Here is a 16,488-nt window from a genome sequence, read left to right on the forward strand (position 1 = left end):
AACAGTATGCAGCGCCGTCGGAACGGCGGCCCGCCTTCACACCTTGCGCGGTTTGACCTTGCAGGCCGCGAGCTTGGCATTGCCGCGCGCCGTCTCAACATCGGCCGCACGCGCCAGCGCCACACCCATGCGGCGCTTGGTGAAACTCTCGGGCTTGCCAAACAGGCGCAGGTCCGTGTCGGGCACACGCAGGGCTTCTTCCACGCCGTCGAAAACGATGCCCACGGCGTCCACTCCGCCGTAGATCACCGCGCTCGCGCCGGGGTTGCGCAGGCGGGTGTCCACCGGCAGGCCCAGGATGGCGCGGGCGTGCAGCTCGAATTCGCTCTGGTGCTGGGTGCACAAAGTGACCAGGCCCGTGTCGTGGGGGCGGGGGCTCACTTCGCTGAACCACACGTCCTGGCCCTTGACGAACAGCTCCACGCCGAAAAGGCCAAGCCCGGAGGGCTTCCCGTCAAAGCCCTGGCCCAGGTTGTCGGTCACGGCCTTCGCAATCTGGCGCGACTTCTCGAGCGCCGCCGGGTGCATGGGGTGGGGCTGCCAGCTTTCCACATAATCGCCGCTGATTTGCACGTGGCCGATAGGGTCGCAGAAGCTGGTGGCGATCTGGCCATCCGCCCCCACCGAGCGCACGGTGAGCTGGGTGATTTCGTAGTCGAAGTCGATGAAGCCCTCGACGATCACGCGGCCGCGGCTCACGCGGCCGCCGGCCATGGCGTAGTCCCAGGCCTTCTTGACGTCAGCCGGGCCGTCGATCTTGCTCTGGCCCTTGCCCGAGCTGCTCATCACGGGCTTGACGATGCAGGGGTAGCCAATCCCCGCATCAATCGCGGCCTGTAGTTCTTCGAGCGAATTGCAGAATTTGTAGGGGCTGGTGGGCAGGCCCAGCGTTTCGGCGGCCAACACGCGGATGCCTTCGCGGTCCATCGTCAGGCGGGCGGCGCGGGCGGTGGGAATGACGCGCACGGTGCCTGCGGCCTCCAGCTCCTCGAGCATGGGGGTGGCGATGGCCTCGATCTCGGGCACCACCAGGTGCGGGCGCTCGGCCTCGATCAGGGCCTTCAGCTGGGCCGGGTCGCTCATGGTGATGGTGCGCGCATGGTGGGCCACCTGCTGGCCCGGGGCGTTGTCGTAGCGGTCCACCGCAATGGTTTCCACGCCCAGGCGCTGCAGCGCGATCAGCACCTCCTTGCCCAGCTCGCCCGAGCCCAGCAGCATGACTTTGGTGGCATGGGGGGACAGGGGGGTTCCGAGGGTGGTCATGGGAGGTTTTCCAGAAAAAGTGAGGGCAAGGGCAGCGGAAGGCGGTGAACCGGCCACCGCCATCTGGCGACTTTAATGCATGGGTTCCGGGCGAAACCACAGGGAGCGCCAGCGCGGAACAAGTCCGCCCAAATTGACCAGGAATTACGCAAATTGAGATGCAACAACCGCCTCACCTTGGGGTGAACCGCCTGCCTGCACCCTGTTTTGCGTAAGTCATTTTTATTTTGCACGGGGCACATCCAGGCCGCGCTTGCGCACGTACTCCCTGTTGCAGCCGGTCTTTCCGTGGCCGCTGTGCTCTCAACCCCATTGAAGAAAAAGGGAACCACCATGCACACCCAGCCCATGCACTCTCGCCTCGCTCCCCTGACCTGCGCACTTGCCGCCGCGACCTTGCTGGCGGCCTGCGGCGCCATGAAGCCCTCCGCCAGCCCCATGTACTCACAAGACAGCCTGCCCGACACCATCAAGGTGCCGGCAGGCAACAAGGTCGCCATGGAAACCGTGGGCGTGGGCGAAATCACCTACGAATGCCGCGACAAGGCCAACGCGCCCGGCCAGACAGAATGGGTGTTCGTCGGCCCCAAGGCGGTACTGAACGACCGCAGCGGCAAACAAGTGGGCACCTACTACGGCCCACCCGCCACCTGGGAGTCGGGCGATGGCTCCAAGCTGACCGCCACCCAGCTGGCCGTGGCGCCATCGGGTGCAGGCAACCTGCCGTATCAGCTGGTCAAGGCCAACCCTGCCATGGGCACCGGCGCCATGACAGGTGTGACCTTCATCCAGCGCGTGGCCCTGAAGGGCGGCGTGGCGCCCGCCTCGACCTGTGCGCCCGCCAACAAGGGCGAGCGCCAGATCGTCAAGTACCAGGCCGACTACATCTTCTGGAAGGCCGCCTGAGGGCGCACGAGGAGCGGGTAGCGCCCGCTCCTCCCGATCAATACTGCTTGTAGGGCAGGAACTTGCCCGACAAAACGACGTTCACGCGGTCACCTTTCGGGTCTGCCTCGCGCGTGATGTCCATGCTGAAGTCGATGGCGCTCATGATGCCGTCGCCGAACTCCTCGTGGATCAGCTCCTTGATGGTGGTGCCGTACACGCTCACGACCTCGTACCAGCGGTAGATGAGCGGGTCGGTAGGCACGGGCGTGGGCAGTGAGCCCTTGTAGGGCACCACCTGCAGCCACTTCTGCTCCTCGGCCGTGAGGCCGAAGATCTTGCCCAGCACCTTGGCCTGCTCGGGGGTGGCGGTCATCTGGCCCAGGCACAGGGCGGTCGTCCACTCCTTGGACTGGCCGACCTTCTTGGCGATGGCGCTCCACTGCAGGCCTTTGGCGACCTTGGTGCTGATGATTTTCTCGGTGACGTCGGTGCGGTTCATGCAGTCTCCTGGGGGTGTTGTAAGGACAAAGATCGGTACCCCCGTGGCACAAGCAATGCCCATGCCTGCCCTGGTGCACGACAAGTGCTGGCTGTCGCGAACCCGACGCCGCACAATAAGCGCATGCAGACCGCCCCCCCCTCCCCGCCAGTCTCCTCCGTCTCCCCACCTCCTCCATCCGTGTGGCGCGCGCCCAGCCTGTCAGCGCGCTGTTGGCCAGTGTTCATGCGCAACCTGCTGGTGTGGCGCAAGTTGGCCATCCCCAGCCTGGTGGGCAACATTGCCGAGCCACTGATGTGGCTGGTGGCCTTTGGCTACGGCATGGGGGCACTGGTGGGGCAGGTGAACGTCGCGGGGGCGGGTGGCGACACCAAAGTGCCCTACATCCTGTTCCTGGCCAGTGGCTCGATCTGCATGAGCGCGATGAACGCAGCGAGCTTCGAGGCGCTGTATTCGGCCTTTTCACGCATGCATGTGCAAAAGACCTGGGACGGCATCATGAATGCGCCCATCAGCCTGGACGACGTGGTGCTGGCCGAAATGCTGTGGGCCGCCTTCAAGGCCCTGTTCACTGTCACCGCCATCCTGGGCGTGATGCTGGCGCTGGGCATCAGCCACAGCCCCAAGCTGCTGGTGGCCTGGCCGGTGCTGCTGTTCGTGGGAGTGATGTTCTCCAGCATCGCGCTCATCTTCAATGCGCTGGCCAAAGGGTATGACTTCTTCACCTACTACTTCACGCTGGTGCTCACGCCGATGATGTTCCTCTCGGGCGTGTTCTTCCCGCGCGAGCAGCTGCCACCCATCGTGCGCGCGATTTCCGACTGGCTACCGCTGACCAACGCGGTCGAGCTGGTGCGCCCGCTGTTCATGGACCAGTGGCCCGCCCACCCGTGGCGCCACGGGCTGGTGCTGGTGGTGACCACCGTGGCTGCGTTCTGGGTGGCGCTGGCGCTGACCCGCAAGCGCTTCAAGGCATGACCGCGCTTTTACCGGCCCGCCGATGACCTTGCTGCTCGACCCTGGCCGCACCGCGATGGTGTCCAAGGGTGTCTCCGCCATCGTGGCGTCGTGCAGCGCGGCGCTGCAGCCCAGCATCATGCGGGCGGTGGGCAGCCACCTCAGCGCCGATGGGCATTGCGTCACGGTGTACCTGCGGCGCAGCCAGTCGCGCCAGTTGCTGCAGGACATTGCGGATACCGGGCGGATCGCCGTGGTGTTCAGCGAACCCGCCACCCACCGCACGCTCCAGCTCAAGGCCCTCCAGGCGCATCAACGCGCGGCCACGGAGGAAGACCTGCCTGTGCTGCAGGCCTACCTGCGCTCCATGGAGCACGAGGTGGGCCTGGTCGGCTATGGCCCGCGCTACGTGGGTGCCATGCTGGCCGCGCCGCTGGCCGATGTGGTGGCGGTCAGCTTCACACCCACCGCGGCTTTCGACCAGACGCCAGGCCCCCGCGCCGGCGCCGCCCTGACAGGACCGCAGGCCGCATGAGCACCGTGGGCCTGTCGCTGCACGCCATCCGCCCCTGCCTGGAAGGTGCCATCCCTGCCATCATGGCCACCTGCGACGCGGACGGTACGCCCAACGTGGCTTACATCTCGCAGGCCGTTTATGTGGACGAGGGGCATGTCGCGCTCTCGTTCCAGTTCTTCAACAAGACCCGCCAGAACATCCTGCGCAATCCGCGCGCCGCCGTGCTGGTGCTGGACCCGCGCACGGCCAGCTTCTACCGGCTGCACCTGTACTACGAGCGCACCGAGGACCATGGCCCGGTGTTCGAGAGCATGCGCGCGCAACTGGCGGGCATCGCCTCGCATGCCGGCATGGCGGGCGTCTTTGATCTCAAGGGCGCAGACATCTATCTGGTGGAGCGGATCGAGGCCGTCTCGGGCGACAGTCTGCCACCCCCACCGCAGCGCCCTGGGCTGCTGCATGCCCTGCGCACGGGCAGTGAACGCATGGCCCGCTGCGTGGGGCTGGACGAATTGCTGGCCTGCACGCTCAGCACCTTGCAAGAGCAGCTCGATATCGGCCACGCGATGGTGCTCATGCTGGATGCCACGGCCGAGCAGCTTTACACGGTGGCAAGCCATGGCTACGCCACCTCCGGCGTGGGGTCTGAGATCCGCCTCGGGCAGGGCGTGATCGGTGTGGCCGCGCAAGAGCGCACACCGGTACGCATCAGCCACGTGACCAACGCCGCGCGCTACAGCCATGCCATCCGCGACAGCCTGGACGCCCATGCCGATGCCGGCGCGCCGCTGCAGCGCGGCATGGACATTCCCTACCCGGGCCTCGCGGAGCCGCACAGCCAGGTCGCCGTGCCGCTGGTGTCGGCCGGGCGCCTGCTGGGCGTGTTGTTTGCCGAAAGCCCCGAGGACATGCGCTTTGGCTTCGAGGACGAAGACCTGCTCGTGGCCATCGCCGGGCAGCTGGCCGCCGCCATCGACCTGCTGCAGGCGGCGCCCGAAGTCACGGCAGAGCCACAACCAGCGACAGCCCACCCACCCGCCCTCAGCGGCGCAGCCCTGCGCGTGCGACATTTCGCCGCCAACGACAGCGTTTTCATCAATGACGACTACCTGATCAAAGGCGTGGCGGGCGCCATCTTCTGCAAGTTGCTGCGCGACCACATGGCGAGTGGCCGCGTGGACTTCACCAACCGCGAACTGCGCCTGGACCCCGCGCTGCGCCTGCCCGACGTGGCCGACAACCTCGAAGCCCGGCTGCTGCTGTTGCAGCGCCGCCTGCAGGAAAACAGCCCGCACATCCACATCGAAAAGACCGGGCGTGGGCGCTTTCGGCTGTGTGTGCTGCGCCCCCTGGTGCTGGAAGACGCTTGAGCTTCAGTGCACGAGCCCGGGCACCGGAGGCAGCCCCAGGCTGCGAACCAGCTTCGTCCATTCCTGCTGCGTGAGGTGTGGCTGCACGTGGGCCAGCACCGCCGCCAGCACCGGCTTGGGGGCATGTTGCTGCATGTCCGACAGCATTGCCGTGCGTTCGGCAGGTGACATGAAAGGCACGAGCCACCGGGCCGTCGTCAGCATTTCCTGGGGCGGAATGGACGCAACCAGTTCGTCGTGGATGCGCACCAGCTCTTCGTCGCTGTAGCGGTCCCACAGCACCTGGTTATGCGCTGTCTCCTCTTCGTGCATGTGCTCAAAGTTGTGGGCGATGAACAGCGCGAGCTGGCGGTACAAGGCCTGTGTGGCAGCGGGACGCGACGGCCGCGCGAAAGACAGCAAATGCGACACACCGGCCGCCAGCGCAGCAATGGCCTGCTCATGCTCGACATGTTCGCTGTCCACCCGCTGGCTGGAGCCAGGCTGCCGCGCCTCCATGGCCGCGTGCACGAACTGGTTCTCGTGGCGCAAGTGCGATCGGCAGAAGTCGAGCATCTGCATCACCCGGTCGCAGGTCTGCGCAAACTCCAGGTCGTCGTCCACATCCATGCGACCCAGGCCCAGCAGCGTGTCGGCCATGAAGGCGCGCAGGGCCTTGTGAATGCCTGCGTACATGTCCATGCGGGGGGCGGAGGGCTGGGCTTGGGCCAGTGCGGCGATTTCGCGGGAATCAATTTTCATCACGTTCTTTCATGGCCCCGTTGGGCTCTGTCAGCGCCATGTTTCTGGCGCCGGGCCGGGTGCACCATGCGCCCGTTTCCATGAAAAGAAGTCTAGGAATGCGCCGCGTTCCTGCCTGTTAAAAACTCCTTAAACAGACCTTCCACAAACCTTAAAACCGGCGTTCCGCGCAGTAAACGTGAATTCCTTCACGCGGCAGCGCGCAGCAGGTCCACCGCTTTTTCCGCAATCATCACGGTGGGCGCATTGGTGTTGCCGCTCACGATGCGCGGCATGATCGACGCGTCCACCACACGCAGGCCCGACAGGCCGTGCACGCGCAGTTCGGCATCCACCACGTCCATAGGCCCCGGCCCCATGCGGCAGGTACCCACGGGGTGGTAGATGGTGTCTGCGTATTGGCGGATGAACTGCTCGATCTGCGCATCGGTGCGCGCATTGGCCGAGGCCGCCAGCTCCTTGGCGCCGAACTTCGCCAGCGCTGGCTGCGCCAGGATCTCGCGTGTGCGCTGGAAGCCGCGCACCATGCGCAGCATGTCGTCCGGGTCCGCGAGGAAATTCGGGTCTACCAATGGCAACGCCATGGGGTCGCGGCTTGCCAGCGTGACCGAGCCCCGGCTCTTGGGCTGCAGCAGGCACACGTGGGCCGAGTAGCCATGGCCGAACACGGTCTTTCGCCCGTGGTCCACGAGCTTGCCGATCACGAAGTGCAGTTGCAGATCCGGCACGGCCTCCGACGGATCGCTCTTGATGAAGCCTCCCGCCTCGGCGAAATTGGTGGTCAACATGCCGGTGCGGTGCTTGCGCCATTCGGCAATGCCGCGCAGCGTCTGCGCCATGCCCGAGAGCGAGAGGCCGAACAGGTCCTTGAGTTCGGGGGCATCCAGCACCTGCACCACGTCGGGGTGGTCATGCAGATGCGCGCCCACGCCCGGAAGGGCGTGCAGCACCGGGATGCCGTGCTGCCGCAGCTGCGCGCCCGGCCCCACGCCCGACAGCATCAGCAGCTGCGGCGAGAGCAACGCGCCCGCGCTCAGCAGCACCTCGCGGCTCGCCTTCACCTGGTGCAGCGCGCCGCCCTGGCGGTATTCCACACCCACGGCGCGCGTGCCCTCGAACAGGATGCGCGTGGCATGCGCCCCGGTGATGACCTGCAGGTTGGGGCGCGCAAGATGCGGCGTGAGGTAGCCCTTGGCGGCGCTGTGCCGCTCGCCATTCTTGTGCGTGACCTGGTAAGGGCCCACACCCTCTTGCGAGGCGCCGTTGAAGTCGGCGTTGTACGGATGCCCGGCCTGCACGCCCGCTTCGGCAAAGTGGCGGCTGAAGCGATTGGGCGTGCGCAGGTCCGCCACGTTGAAAGGCCCGCCCTGGCCGTGCCAGGCATCGGTGCCGCGCTCGTTGTGCTCGGCGCGCAGAAAATAGGGTTTCACATCTTCCCAGCCCCAGCCAGGATTGCCCTGGGCGGCCCAGTGGTCGTAGTCGGCATGCTGGCCACGGATGTACACCATGGCGTTGATGGAGCTGGACCCCCCCAGCACCTTGCCGCGTGGCTGGTAGCCCTGGCGGTTGTTGAGCGCGGACTGCGGCGTGGTGTTGAAGCCCCAGCCGTTAAGCTCGAACTTGGCCATCACGGCCAGCCCGGCGGGGCAGTGGATCAGCACGCTCTTGTCGGCGGGCCCCGCCTCCAGAAGGCAGACCCGCACGGCAGGGTCTTCGGTGAGCCGCCCCGCCAGTACCGAGCCTGCAGAGCCGCCGCCAATGACGATGTAGTCGAACATGTTGTGTTGTCTCCTCCGCCATGCTGTGCAGCGGGTTGGTTGTCCAGGGTGAAGGCACGATAACCGAACGGTCGTGCGATTCGCTTTACCATTCCATCCATCCGTTTCACTTTGAAGAGAGCTCTCTATATGACGATTCAAACCGTTGGCATCATCGGCGCCGGCACCATGGGCAACGGCATTGCGCAGGCCTGCGCGGTGTCCGGCATCCATGTGGTGATGGTGGACATCTCCGATGCGGCAGTGCAAAAGGGCCTGGCCACCGTGGCCGGCAGCCTGGACCGCCTGATCAAGAAGGAAAAGATCAGCGCGGCCGACAAGGATGCGGCGCTGGCGCGCATCAAGACCTCCACCAGCTACGACGACCTGAAAGCCGCGCAGCTCGTGATCGAGGCCGCCACCGAAAACTACGAGCTCAAGCTCAAGATCCTCAAGCAGGTGGACGCCATCGTGGCGCCCGAGGTGCTGATCGCATCGAACACGTCTTCGATCTCCATCACCAAGCTGGCCGCCGCCACCAGCCGCGCCGACCGGTTCATCGGCATGCACTTCTTCAACCCCGTGCCCATGATGGCGCTGGTGGAGATCATTCGCGGCCTGCAGACCAGCGATGCCACGCACGACGCCGTGAAGGCCCTGGCCGAGGCCCTGGGCAAGAGCCCCATCACCGTGAAGAACGCGCCCGGCTTCGTGGTCAACCGCATCCTGGTGCCCATGATCAACGAGGCCTTCTTCGTGCTGGCCGAGGGCCTGGCCACGCCCGAGGACATCGACGCGGGCATGAAGCTCGGCTGCAACCAGCCCATCGGCCCGCTGGCGCTGGCCGACATGATCGGCCTGGACGTGTGCCTGGCCGTGATGGACGTGTACCTGACCGAGTTCGGCGACAGCAAGTACCGCCCCTGCCCGCTGCTCAAGGAAATGGTGGCGGCCGGCCGCCTGGGCCGCAAGACCGGCCAGGGCGTTTACACCTACTGACCAGCCTGTGCGCTGTCCCCCTCGGGACGGCGCACTGTTTCCATTGGGTTTTCAATCGTGGGCAAGGAGACCTCCGCGCCCATGACCACCGACATCACCCCCACCACGCCCCCGGCCGAAGGCTGCATCGACACCCAGGTGCTCGACCATGTGCTGCTCATCGGCATCAACCGCCCGGCCAAGCGCAATGGCTGGACGCCGCCCATGTTCCGCCAACTGGCCGAGGCCTACACGCGCCTGGACGACGACCCCGCGCTGCGCGTGGGCGTGTTGCACGCCTTTGGCGACCACTTCACCGCAGGGCTGGACCTGCCCGCCGTCAGCGCCTACATGCAGCGCGGCGAGAAGGCCATTCCCGAGGGCCTGGTGGAGCCCCACGACTACGGCCTGCCAGGCTACCGGCGCCGCACCAAGCCCATGGTGGTGGCCGTCAAGGGCATCTGCTTCACGGTGGGCATCGAGCTCATGCTGGGCGCCGACATCGTGGTCGCGGCCGATGACTGCCGCTTTGCGCAGATGGAGGTGCAGCGCGGCATCATGGCCACGGGCGGCGCCACGCTGCGCATGGCCGAGCGCGCCGGCACCGGCAATGCCCTGCTGCACCTGCTGACGGCCGACGAGTTCGGCAGCGCCGAGGCCCTGCGCCTGAACTTCGTGCAGAAAGTGGTGCCCGCAGCACAGGTGCTCGACGAGGCCCTGTCCATCGCCCGGCGCATCGAGGCCCAGGCGCCGCGCGCGGTGGTGGCCACGCGCCTGAATGTGCTCAAGGCCATCGAGCAAGGCCAGGCGGCTGCGGTGGCGGACTTCATCCCGGTGCAGAAGGAACTGGCCAACAGCGAGGATGCGGCCGAAGGCGTGCGCGCTTTTGTCGAGCGCCGGCCCGCGCAGTTCAGCGGGCGATGAGGTCCTGGTGGTGCGTCGCCGCCAGAGCCACCACGCGCCAGATTTCAAGCCCAATTGACCGCCAGCGCAGATAAATCACGCGCTAGCAGCTTCACTATTGATAGCACCTCCTAAGGGCGACGTAGATGCGGCACCCCCGCATGCGCCAGCGGAGCGCGCGAATAGCACCGATGGCGCGGCGCCTCTCCCCCATCGGCACAATCCCATTCATTAACAAAGTTTTTCACAATTCAATTGCACACAATTGAATTCACGCTCACAATTCACCCCATGCCCAGCCACAGCACGCCCCACACCCCCAGCCCCGCCATCCTGCGGCTGGACAACCAGGTCTGCTTTGCGCTGTATTCCGCCTCGCTGGCGATGACCAAGCTGTACAAACCGCTGCTCGACCAGATCGGCCTGACCTACCCCCAGTACCTCGTGATGCTGGTGCTGTGGGAGCAGGACGGCGTCACAGTGTCCGAGCTGGGCGAGCGCCTGTTTCTCGACTCCGGCACGCTCACGCCGCTGCTCAAGCGCCTGGAGGCGCAGGGCCACATTGCCCGGCTGCGCGATGTGCAGGACGAGCGCCGCGTGCGCATCACCCTCACGTCGCAAGGCCGCGCACAGCGCGACCAGGCCGAGGCCATCCCGCCGTGTGTGCTGCAAAGCAGCCAGTGCTCGATTGCCGAGCTGACGGCCCTGACCACCGAACTCAAGCAGCTGCGAGACCGGCTCAGCGAGCAACGCTGACGGCCTGCAGACAACGCAAACACCGATTCCCTCCACCGCCCGCCAGTGGGCAACAACCGCAAGGAAGACACCATGACCAAGCTCGAAAAAGTCCTGTACACCGCCAAGTCCCACGTGACCGGTGGCCGCGATGGCGCCGCCAAGACCGATGACGGCCGCCTGGAAGTCAAGCTGTCCTCGCCCGGCACGGCCGGCACCGGCACCAACCCCGAGCAGCTGTTTGCCTCCGGCTACGCAGCCTGCTTCATCGGCGCGATGAAGGCCGTCGGCGGCAAGATCGGCATTCCTGTGCCCCAGGACGTGTCCATCGACGCCGAAGTGGACCTGGGCCCCATCCCGAACGCCTACGGCATCGCCGCCCGCCTGGCCATCAGCCTGCCCGGCCTGGACAAGGAAACCGCCCAGAAGCTGGTGGACGCAGCCCACCAAGTCTGCCCCTACTCCAATGCCACGCGCGGCAACATCGACGTGACCATCACGATCGTCTAAGACCATGGGCCGCCTGCTGATTCCCCGCATCGCGGTGGCCCTGGTGGCCATCGAGCATGTGTACATCCTCGTGCTGGAGATGTTCTTCTGGAACAAGCCGCTGGGGATGAAGACGTTCAACCTGACGCAAGAGCTGGCCGACGCCACCACCACGCTGGCGGCCAACCAGGGTCTGTACAACGGATTCCTGGCGGCCGGCCTGTTCTGGGGCCTGTTCACCAGCAACCGGCTGTTCAAGATCTTCTTCCTGGGTTGCGTGATCGTAGCCGGGGTGTTTGGCGCCGCCACGGCAGCGCCCAAGATCTTCTTCAGCCAGGCATTGCCCGCGATCATTGCGCTGGGCCTGGTGTTGGCCTTTGACAAGCCCGCCACACAGCGCAACCAATAAACATCAAAAATCATAGCTGCCAGCACTTACTCAGTAAGCGATGGCAGCTATTTTTGTTGAAATCCGCACAGGCCCATCGGCCTTTGCAAGCTGGCATTCAGCGACACGCGCGATGATGGGGCTGGAGACAACCCATGAAGATCGCCCTGCTGTCCGACATCCACGCCAACCGCCAGGCCCTGGACGCCTGCCTGCAGCACGCCCGCGCCCAGGGTGCAGAGCAGTTCGCGCTGCTGGGCGACCTGGTCGGCTATGGTGGCGAACCCGTGGCGGTGGTCGAACAGGCGCGAGCGCTCGCGCAGCAAGGCGCGCTCTGCGTGCTGGGCAACCACGACGCCATGGCGCTGGCACCACCCGCCGCACCACGCAATCGCAGCGAAATGGGCGCGCAGTGGACCCACGACCAGCTCGGCAACAGCCACATCGCCTTCCTGCAATCGCTGCCCCTCACCGCGCGCCTGGGGACCAGTGCGCTGCTGGTGCACGCCAGCGTGGATGCGCCCGAGCAATGGCGCTATGTGGAGGACTCCAACGCCGCCGAGCGCAGCATGACGGCCGCCCAGGCCATCGACCCGGCCATCCGCTACGTGTTCTGCGGCCATGTGCACGCACAGGCGCTGTACTTCCTCACGCCCACCGCCAAGCTCATGCGTTTTGCGCCCGAGCCCGGCGTGCCCGTGCCCGTGCCACCGCACCGCCAGTGGCTCGCCATCGTGGGTTCGGTGGGCCAACCGCGCGATGGTGACGCGCGCGCCATGTACGCGCTGTTTGACGACACGGCACGGCAGATCACCTTCTACCGCGTGCCGTATGACCACCTGGCCGCCGCCGCCGCCATCCGCGCGGCAGGCCTGCCGGGCTTCTACGCGGACCGCCTGGAGCACGGCCAATGAAGCTGCTGGCCGCCGGCACCGAGATCGACGGCTTTCGCGTGGTGGACTGCATCCACGCAGGCGGCATGGCGCACATCTACGCCGTGGAGTACGCGCAGGCCGACCGCAGCCCCGGCTTTCCGATGGCGATGAAGATCCCGCGCATGACGGCGGGCGATGGGGCAGAGAACATCGTGAGCTTCGAGGTGGAGCTGCAGATCCTGCCCGTGCTCAGCGGCCCGCATGTGCCGCGTTTTGTGGCGGCGGGCGACCTCGTGCGCCTGCCATTCCTCGTCATGGAGTACATCCCCGGCCAGACGCTGCAGCACTGGGTGGATGCGCCTGAACGCTGCGACACGGCCACCATCGCGCGCCTGGGCGCGGCCACGGCCCATGCGGCGCACAGCCTGCACCAGCAGAACGTCTGCCACCTGGACCTCAAGCCCGCCAACGTGCTCATCAAGGCCGACGGCAACGCCGTGCTGCTGGATTTTGGCCTCTCTTGCCACGCCCATTACCCCGACCTGCTGGCCGAGGAAATGCGCCAGGCCGTGGGCTCGCCCGCCTGGATTGCGCCCGAGCAGGTGGTGGGTGTGCGCGGCGACCCGCGCAGCGACATCTTCGCCATCGGCGTGATGCTGTACGAGCTGGCCACGGGCGAGCTGCCGTTTGGTGCCCCCACCACCCGCGGTGGCATGCGCCAGCGCCTGTGGATGACACCCGCGCCCCCGCGCAAGCACCGCGCCGACATCCCGCCCTGGCTGCAGGAGATCATCCTGCGCTGCCTGGAGCCCGAGGCCTCCCACCGCTACCCCTCGGCCGCCCACCTCGCCTTTGACCTCGCGCACCCCGACCAGGTGCTCATCACAGAGCGCGGCGAGCGCACACAGGGGACATCCCTGCGCACCCACCTGCGGCGCTGGCTGCGGGCGGCCGGCATGCACTACACGCCCAGCCCCCTGCCCGCGCAGCAGATCGAGGAGACCCCCATCCTCATGGTGGCCGTGCCCCATGCCGGCGTGACGGACGCCACGCTGTATTCGCTGCGCCAGGCCGTGGCGCGTTCGCTGGGCATCCGCCCGGGCGCGCGCCTGGCCTGCGTGACGGTGTTGTCGCCCTCGGCCAGCAGCACCAGCAGCCACGACCGCAGCGAAACCACCCTGCACCGGCACCACATCGCACGCCTGCGCCAGTGGGCTCAGGGCCTGGACCTGTCAAGCCACCATGTGAGCTACCACGTGCTCGAATCGGGTGACGTGGCCCACGCGCTGGTGCGCTACGCAGCCAGCAACCATGTGAGCATGATGATCCTGGGCGCCGCCACGCACGGCCTGCAAATGCAGCGCTTCATTGCCACCGTGCCGATGCGCGTGGCGCGCGATGCACCGTGCACTGTCATCTTGGTCAAGCAGGCGCTGCCCTTTGAGCAGCTGGGCGAGTCGTTCCCGGGCTAAGAACCTGTTCAAGATCTTTTCGGGGTCGCGCAAGCGCCTTGCCGGGATGAGATGCAAGGCGCGGTGCGCAGCCAATAGCTCGGCTATTGGCAAGCGCCGCAACGCCGCAGACCGCCCGGCAAGGCACTTGCCCGAAGGGTTGGGGTGAAATCGGGCGATTGGACGCCCCGGCCGCTTGCATGGGCATGAGCCCATGCGGCGCATCCGAAGCATCCACTCATCCCGATTGCACTCCAACGCGATCCCCGAGAAGATTTTGAACAGGTTCTAAGAACCTGTTCAAAGGATGGGCCACGCTGTCGCCGAGGTGGCGTGGGCCCCTTGAGCCGCGCCGGGCTTTCGTTTAGCGTGGTGGCATGAGCACCACCACCCTCCTCGTGCGCCAGGACAACCTGGCCACCACCCGCCTGTCGGCCGCCGAAGACTCCGCCCTCACCGAAGGCCAGGTCCGCGTGCGGGTCGATTCGTTCGCCCTCACGTCCAACAACATCACCTATGCCGCCCTGGGCGACATGCTGAACTACTGGCAGTTTTTCCCCACCAGTGAGCCCGGCTGGGGCATCGTGCCCGTGTGGGGCTTTGGCACGGTGACCGAGTCAATGCACCCCGACGTGGCCGTGGGCGAGCGGCTCTATGGCTACTGGCCCATGGGCACCCAGGCGGTGCTCTCGCCCCACCGCGCCAACGCGGCCGGTTTCAGCGACGGCGCGCCCCATCGCGCGGGCCTGCACGCCGTCTACAACCACTACCTGCGCACCAGCACCGACCCGCTGTACCGCACCGACAACGAGGACGTGCAGGCGCTGCTGCGGCCGCTGTTCATCACCTCGTGGCTCATCGACGACTTTCTGGAGGACCAGCAGTTCTTCGGCGCCCAGCGCATGCTGCTGTCCAGCGCATCGAGCAAGACGGCCTACGGCACCGCGTTCCAGCTCGCGCAGCGAGACGGCATCGAGGTCGTGGGGCTCACCTCGCCCGGCAATGTGGCCTTCTGCGAAAGCCTGGGCTGCTACGACCGCGTGGTCACCTACGACGCGCTGGAATCGCAGATCGACGGAGCCACGCCCAGCGTGTACATCGACTTTGCGGGCAGCGTGGGCCTGCGCCAGCGCATCCACGCCCACTTCACGGGCCTGTCCTACAGCTGCTCGGTGGGTGCCAGCCATGTGCAGGACCTGGGCGGCGCGGGCCAGCTGCCCGGCCCGCGCCCGGTGATGTTTTTTGCCCCTGCCCAGGTCAAGAAGCGCCACACCGACTGGGGTGCACAGGGCTTGAACGACCGCCTGGTGGCGGCCTGGAACCAGTTCAGCGCCGCCGTACAGACCGCCTCCACCCCCTGGCTGGTGGTGCAGCACCACACGGGGCCCGAGGCCACGCAGGCGCTGTTTGCCGCCGTGCTGGCCGGCAGCGGCGACCCACGTGCAGGCCATATCGCCACCATGCTGCCGGGCTGACAGTTCACGTGCAGCTGAGGGCGGGGCAGGCAGCGACAATGGGGCATGACCCCATTGCCCCCTGAACCCGTGCCCGACACCCACGCCGCCGCCGACCAACACCCCTACGCCCGCCTCACCCCCGACCAGGTGCTGGACGCACTGGCCGGTGTGGGCCTGTATGGCGATGGGCGCCTGATGGCCTTGTCGTCGTACGAAAACCGGGTGTACCAGGTCACGCTGGAAGATGGCGAGCGCGTGGTGGCCAAGTTCTACCGCCCGGGCCGCTGGAGCGAAGCGCAGATCCTCGAAGAACACGCCTTTGCCGCCGAGCTGATGGCCGCCGAGGTACCCGCCGTGGGACCGCTGGTGCTGAACGGCAGCACCTTGCACCAGCATGACGGGTTTGCTTTTTCTGTCAGCCCCTGGCGCGGTGGCCGCCAGCCCGAGCTGGATGATTTCGAGGTGCTGGAATGGATCGGCCGCTTTCTGGCCCGCATCCACACCGTGGGCGCAGCACAGTCCTTTGTGCACCGCCCGCTGCTGGACGCGCAGAGTTTTGGCACGGCTTCGTACGACTGGCTGCTCACGAACGAGATCATCCCGCTCGACATGCAGGCGACTTGGAAGGCTCAGTGCGAAAAAGCGCTTGAATTGATAGCTACTAGCGCTTATTCATCAAGCGCTGGAGCCCGATTTGGCTTGAAAGACGTTACCCCCATCCGCTTGCATGGCGACTGCCACCCCGGCAACATCCTCTGGACCCCCCTCGACGAATGGGGCCGGGGTGGCCCGCACTTCGTGGACCTGGACGACGCGCGCATGGGGCCGGCCGTGCAGGACTTGTGGATGCTGCTGTCGGGCGACCGGCGCCAGCGCACCCACCAGCTCAGCGCACTGATCGACGGGTACGAACAGTTCCGCAGCTTCGACCGCCGCGAGCTGGCGCTCATCGAGCCACTGCGCACGCTGCGCCTGATCCACTACAGCGCCTGGCTGGCGCGCCGCTGGCAGGACCCGATCTTCCCGGTGAACTTCCCGTGGTTTGGCACCAGCGACTACTGGCGCGGGCAGGTGGACATGCTGATCGAGCAGATCGAGGCCATGCAGGAAGAGCCCCTGGCGGTGTGAGACGAACTCTCCCTGCGCCGCCTTAGGCGCTGGGGACCGGGCGGGAGGGCGCGATGGCGCACCGCCCATTGCAAACGATTGTCAACCCGTGT

At 66.5% G+C, this 16,488-nt stretch carries 17 protein-coding genes; 13 read left to right on the forward strand and 4 right to left on the reverse strand.

The annotated features are described in order from the left end of the window. Window positions 1-36: 36 nt before the first annotated feature. Entirely contained in the window at window positions 37-1,263 is a 1,227-nt protein-coding gene (purT, locus tag IB243_RS20005) for a formate-dependent phosphoribosylglycinamide formyltransferase (protein ID WP_192428898.1), read from the reverse strand. A 348-nt stretch (window positions 1,264-1,611) separates the two neighbouring features. Here purT and IB243_RS20010 point away from each other — a divergent pair, with 348 nt between their 5' ends. Further along, entirely contained in the window at window positions 1,612-2,169 is a 558-nt protein-coding gene (locus IB243_RS20010; protein WP_181147536.1) for a DUF3455 domain-containing protein, read from the forward strand. Window positions 2,170-2,206: 37 nt separating this feature from the next. Here the strand turns inward: IB243_RS20010 and cynS are convergent, their stop codons facing one another. Further along, window positions 2,207-2,650, reverse strand: coding sequence for a cyanase (gene cynS / locus IB243_RS20015; protein WP_010462809.1), 444 nt, complete (start codon window positions 2,648-2,650; stop codon window positions 2,207-2,209). 123 nt (window positions 2,651-2,773) lie between these two features. Between cynS and IB243_RS20020 the strand changes: the two genes are divergently transcribed. Genes IB243_RS20020 through IB243_RS20030 form a run of 3 tightly spaced genes read left to right on the forward strand, consistent with a single transcriptional unit; the run spans window position 2,774 to window position 5,494 of the window. Further along, complete coding sequence (locus IB243_RS20020) at window positions 2,774-3,628, forward strand: ABC transporter permease (RefSeq protein WP_192428899.1); 855 nt, start codon at window positions 2,774-2,776, stop codon at window positions 3,626-3,628. A 22-nt stretch (window positions 3,629-3,650) separates the two neighbouring features. Further along, window positions 3,651-4,142, forward strand: a complete 492-nt coding sequence (locus IB243_RS20025) for a hypothetical protein (protein ID WP_192428900.1) — start codon at window positions 3,651-3,653, stop codon at window positions 4,140-4,142. Beyond that, entirely contained in the window at window positions 4,139-5,494 is a 1,356-nt protein-coding gene (locus tag IB243_RS20030) for a GAF domain-containing protein (protein ID WP_192428901.1), read from the forward strand. The genes IB243_RS20025 and IB243_RS20030 overlap by 4 nt, the downstream gene beginning before the upstream one ends. Before the next feature lie 3 nt (window positions 5,495-5,497). On the opposite strand, the gene IB243_RS20035 is transcribed toward IB243_RS20030, so the two are convergent. Together IB243_RS20035 and IB243_RS20040 are read right to left on the reverse strand one after the other, a co-directional pair. Then, complete coding sequence (locus tag IB243_RS20035; RefSeq protein WP_192428902.1) at window positions 5,498-6,235, reverse strand: hypothetical protein; 738 nt, start codon at window positions 6,233-6,235, stop codon at window positions 5,498-5,500. Between the two features lie 188 nt (window positions 6,236-6,423). Further along, complete coding sequence (locus tag IB243_RS20040) at window positions 6,424-8,013, reverse strand: GMC family oxidoreductase (RefSeq protein ID WP_192428903.1); 1,590 nt, start codon at window positions 8,011-8,013, stop codon at window positions 6,424-6,426. A 129-nt stretch (window positions 8,014-8,142) separates the two neighbouring features. Here IB243_RS20040 and IB243_RS20045 point away from each other — a divergent pair, with 129 nt between their 5' ends. The 9 genes from IB243_RS20045 (at window position 8,143) to IB243_RS20085 (ending at window position 16,396) form a co-directional block, all read left to right on the forward strand. After that, window positions 8,143-8,991 carry a 3-hydroxybutyryl-CoA dehydrogenase gene (locus IB243_RS20045; RefSeq protein ID WP_192428904.1) on the forward strand — a complete coding sequence of 283 codons (849 nt, stop codon included), beginning with the start codon at window positions 8,143-8,145 and terminating at the stop codon, window positions 8,989-8,991. 81 nt (window positions 8,992-9,072) lie between these two features. Beyond that, entirely contained in the window at window positions 9,073-9,894 is an 822-nt protein-coding gene (locus tag IB243_RS20050) for a crotonase/enoyl-CoA hydratase family protein (protein WP_192428905.1), read from the forward strand. Window positions 9,895-10,164: 270 nt separating this feature from the next. Then, window positions 10,165-10,629 (forward strand): MarR family winged helix-turn-helix transcriptional regulator, encoded by a 465-nt coding sequence (locus tag IB243_RS20055; protein ID WP_010462825.1) that lies wholly within the window; start codon window positions 10,165-10,167, stop codon window positions 10,627-10,629. A gap of 72 nt (window positions 10,630-10,701) precedes the next feature. Further along, on the forward strand, window positions 10,702-11,118 hold the full coding sequence (locus IB243_RS20060; protein WP_010462826.1) for an organic hydroperoxide resistance protein: 417 nt from the start codon (window positions 10,702-10,704) through the stop codon (window positions 11,116-11,118). Window positions 11,119-11,122: 4 nt separating this feature from the next. Next, window positions 11,123-11,506, forward strand: coding sequence for a DUF1304 domain-containing protein (locus IB243_RS20065; RefSeq protein ID WP_192428906.1), 384 nt, complete (start codon window positions 11,123-11,125; stop codon window positions 11,504-11,506). Between the two features lie 134 nt (window positions 11,507-11,640). Further along, window positions 11,641-12,399 carry a metallophosphoesterase gene (locus tag IB243_RS20070; RefSeq protein ID WP_192428907.1) on the forward strand — a complete coding sequence of 253 codons (759 nt, stop codon included), beginning with the start codon at window positions 11,641-11,643 and terminating at the stop codon, window positions 12,397-12,399. Next, complete coding sequence (locus IB243_RS20075) at window positions 12,396-13,832, forward strand: bifunctional serine/threonine-protein kinase/universal stress protein (protein ID WP_192428908.1); 1,437 nt, start codon at window positions 12,396-12,398, stop codon at window positions 13,830-13,832. Before IB243_RS20070 ends, IB243_RS20075 begins: the two co-directional genes overlap by 4 nt. Before the next feature lie 356 nt (window positions 13,833-14,188). Continuing rightward, complete coding sequence (locus IB243_RS20080) at window positions 14,189-15,286, forward strand: DUF2855 family protein (protein ID WP_192428909.1); 1,098 nt, start codon at window positions 14,189-14,191, stop codon at window positions 15,284-15,286. A gap of 45 nt (window positions 15,287-15,331) precedes the next feature. Then, window positions 15,332-16,396 carry a serine/threonine protein kinase gene (locus IB243_RS20085; protein ID WP_192428910.1) on the forward strand — a complete coding sequence of 355 codons (1,065 nt, stop codon included), beginning with the start codon at window positions 15,332-15,334 and terminating at the stop codon, window positions 16,394-16,396. Window positions 16,397-16,488 lie beyond the last annotated feature (92 nt).

Origin of the sequence: Acidovorax sp. ACV01 (assembly GCF_014851495.1) — a bacterium.
Classification (GTDB): domain Bacteria; phylum Pseudomonadota; class Gammaproteobacteria; order Burkholderiales; family Burkholderiaceae_C; genus Acidovorax; species Acidovorax radicis.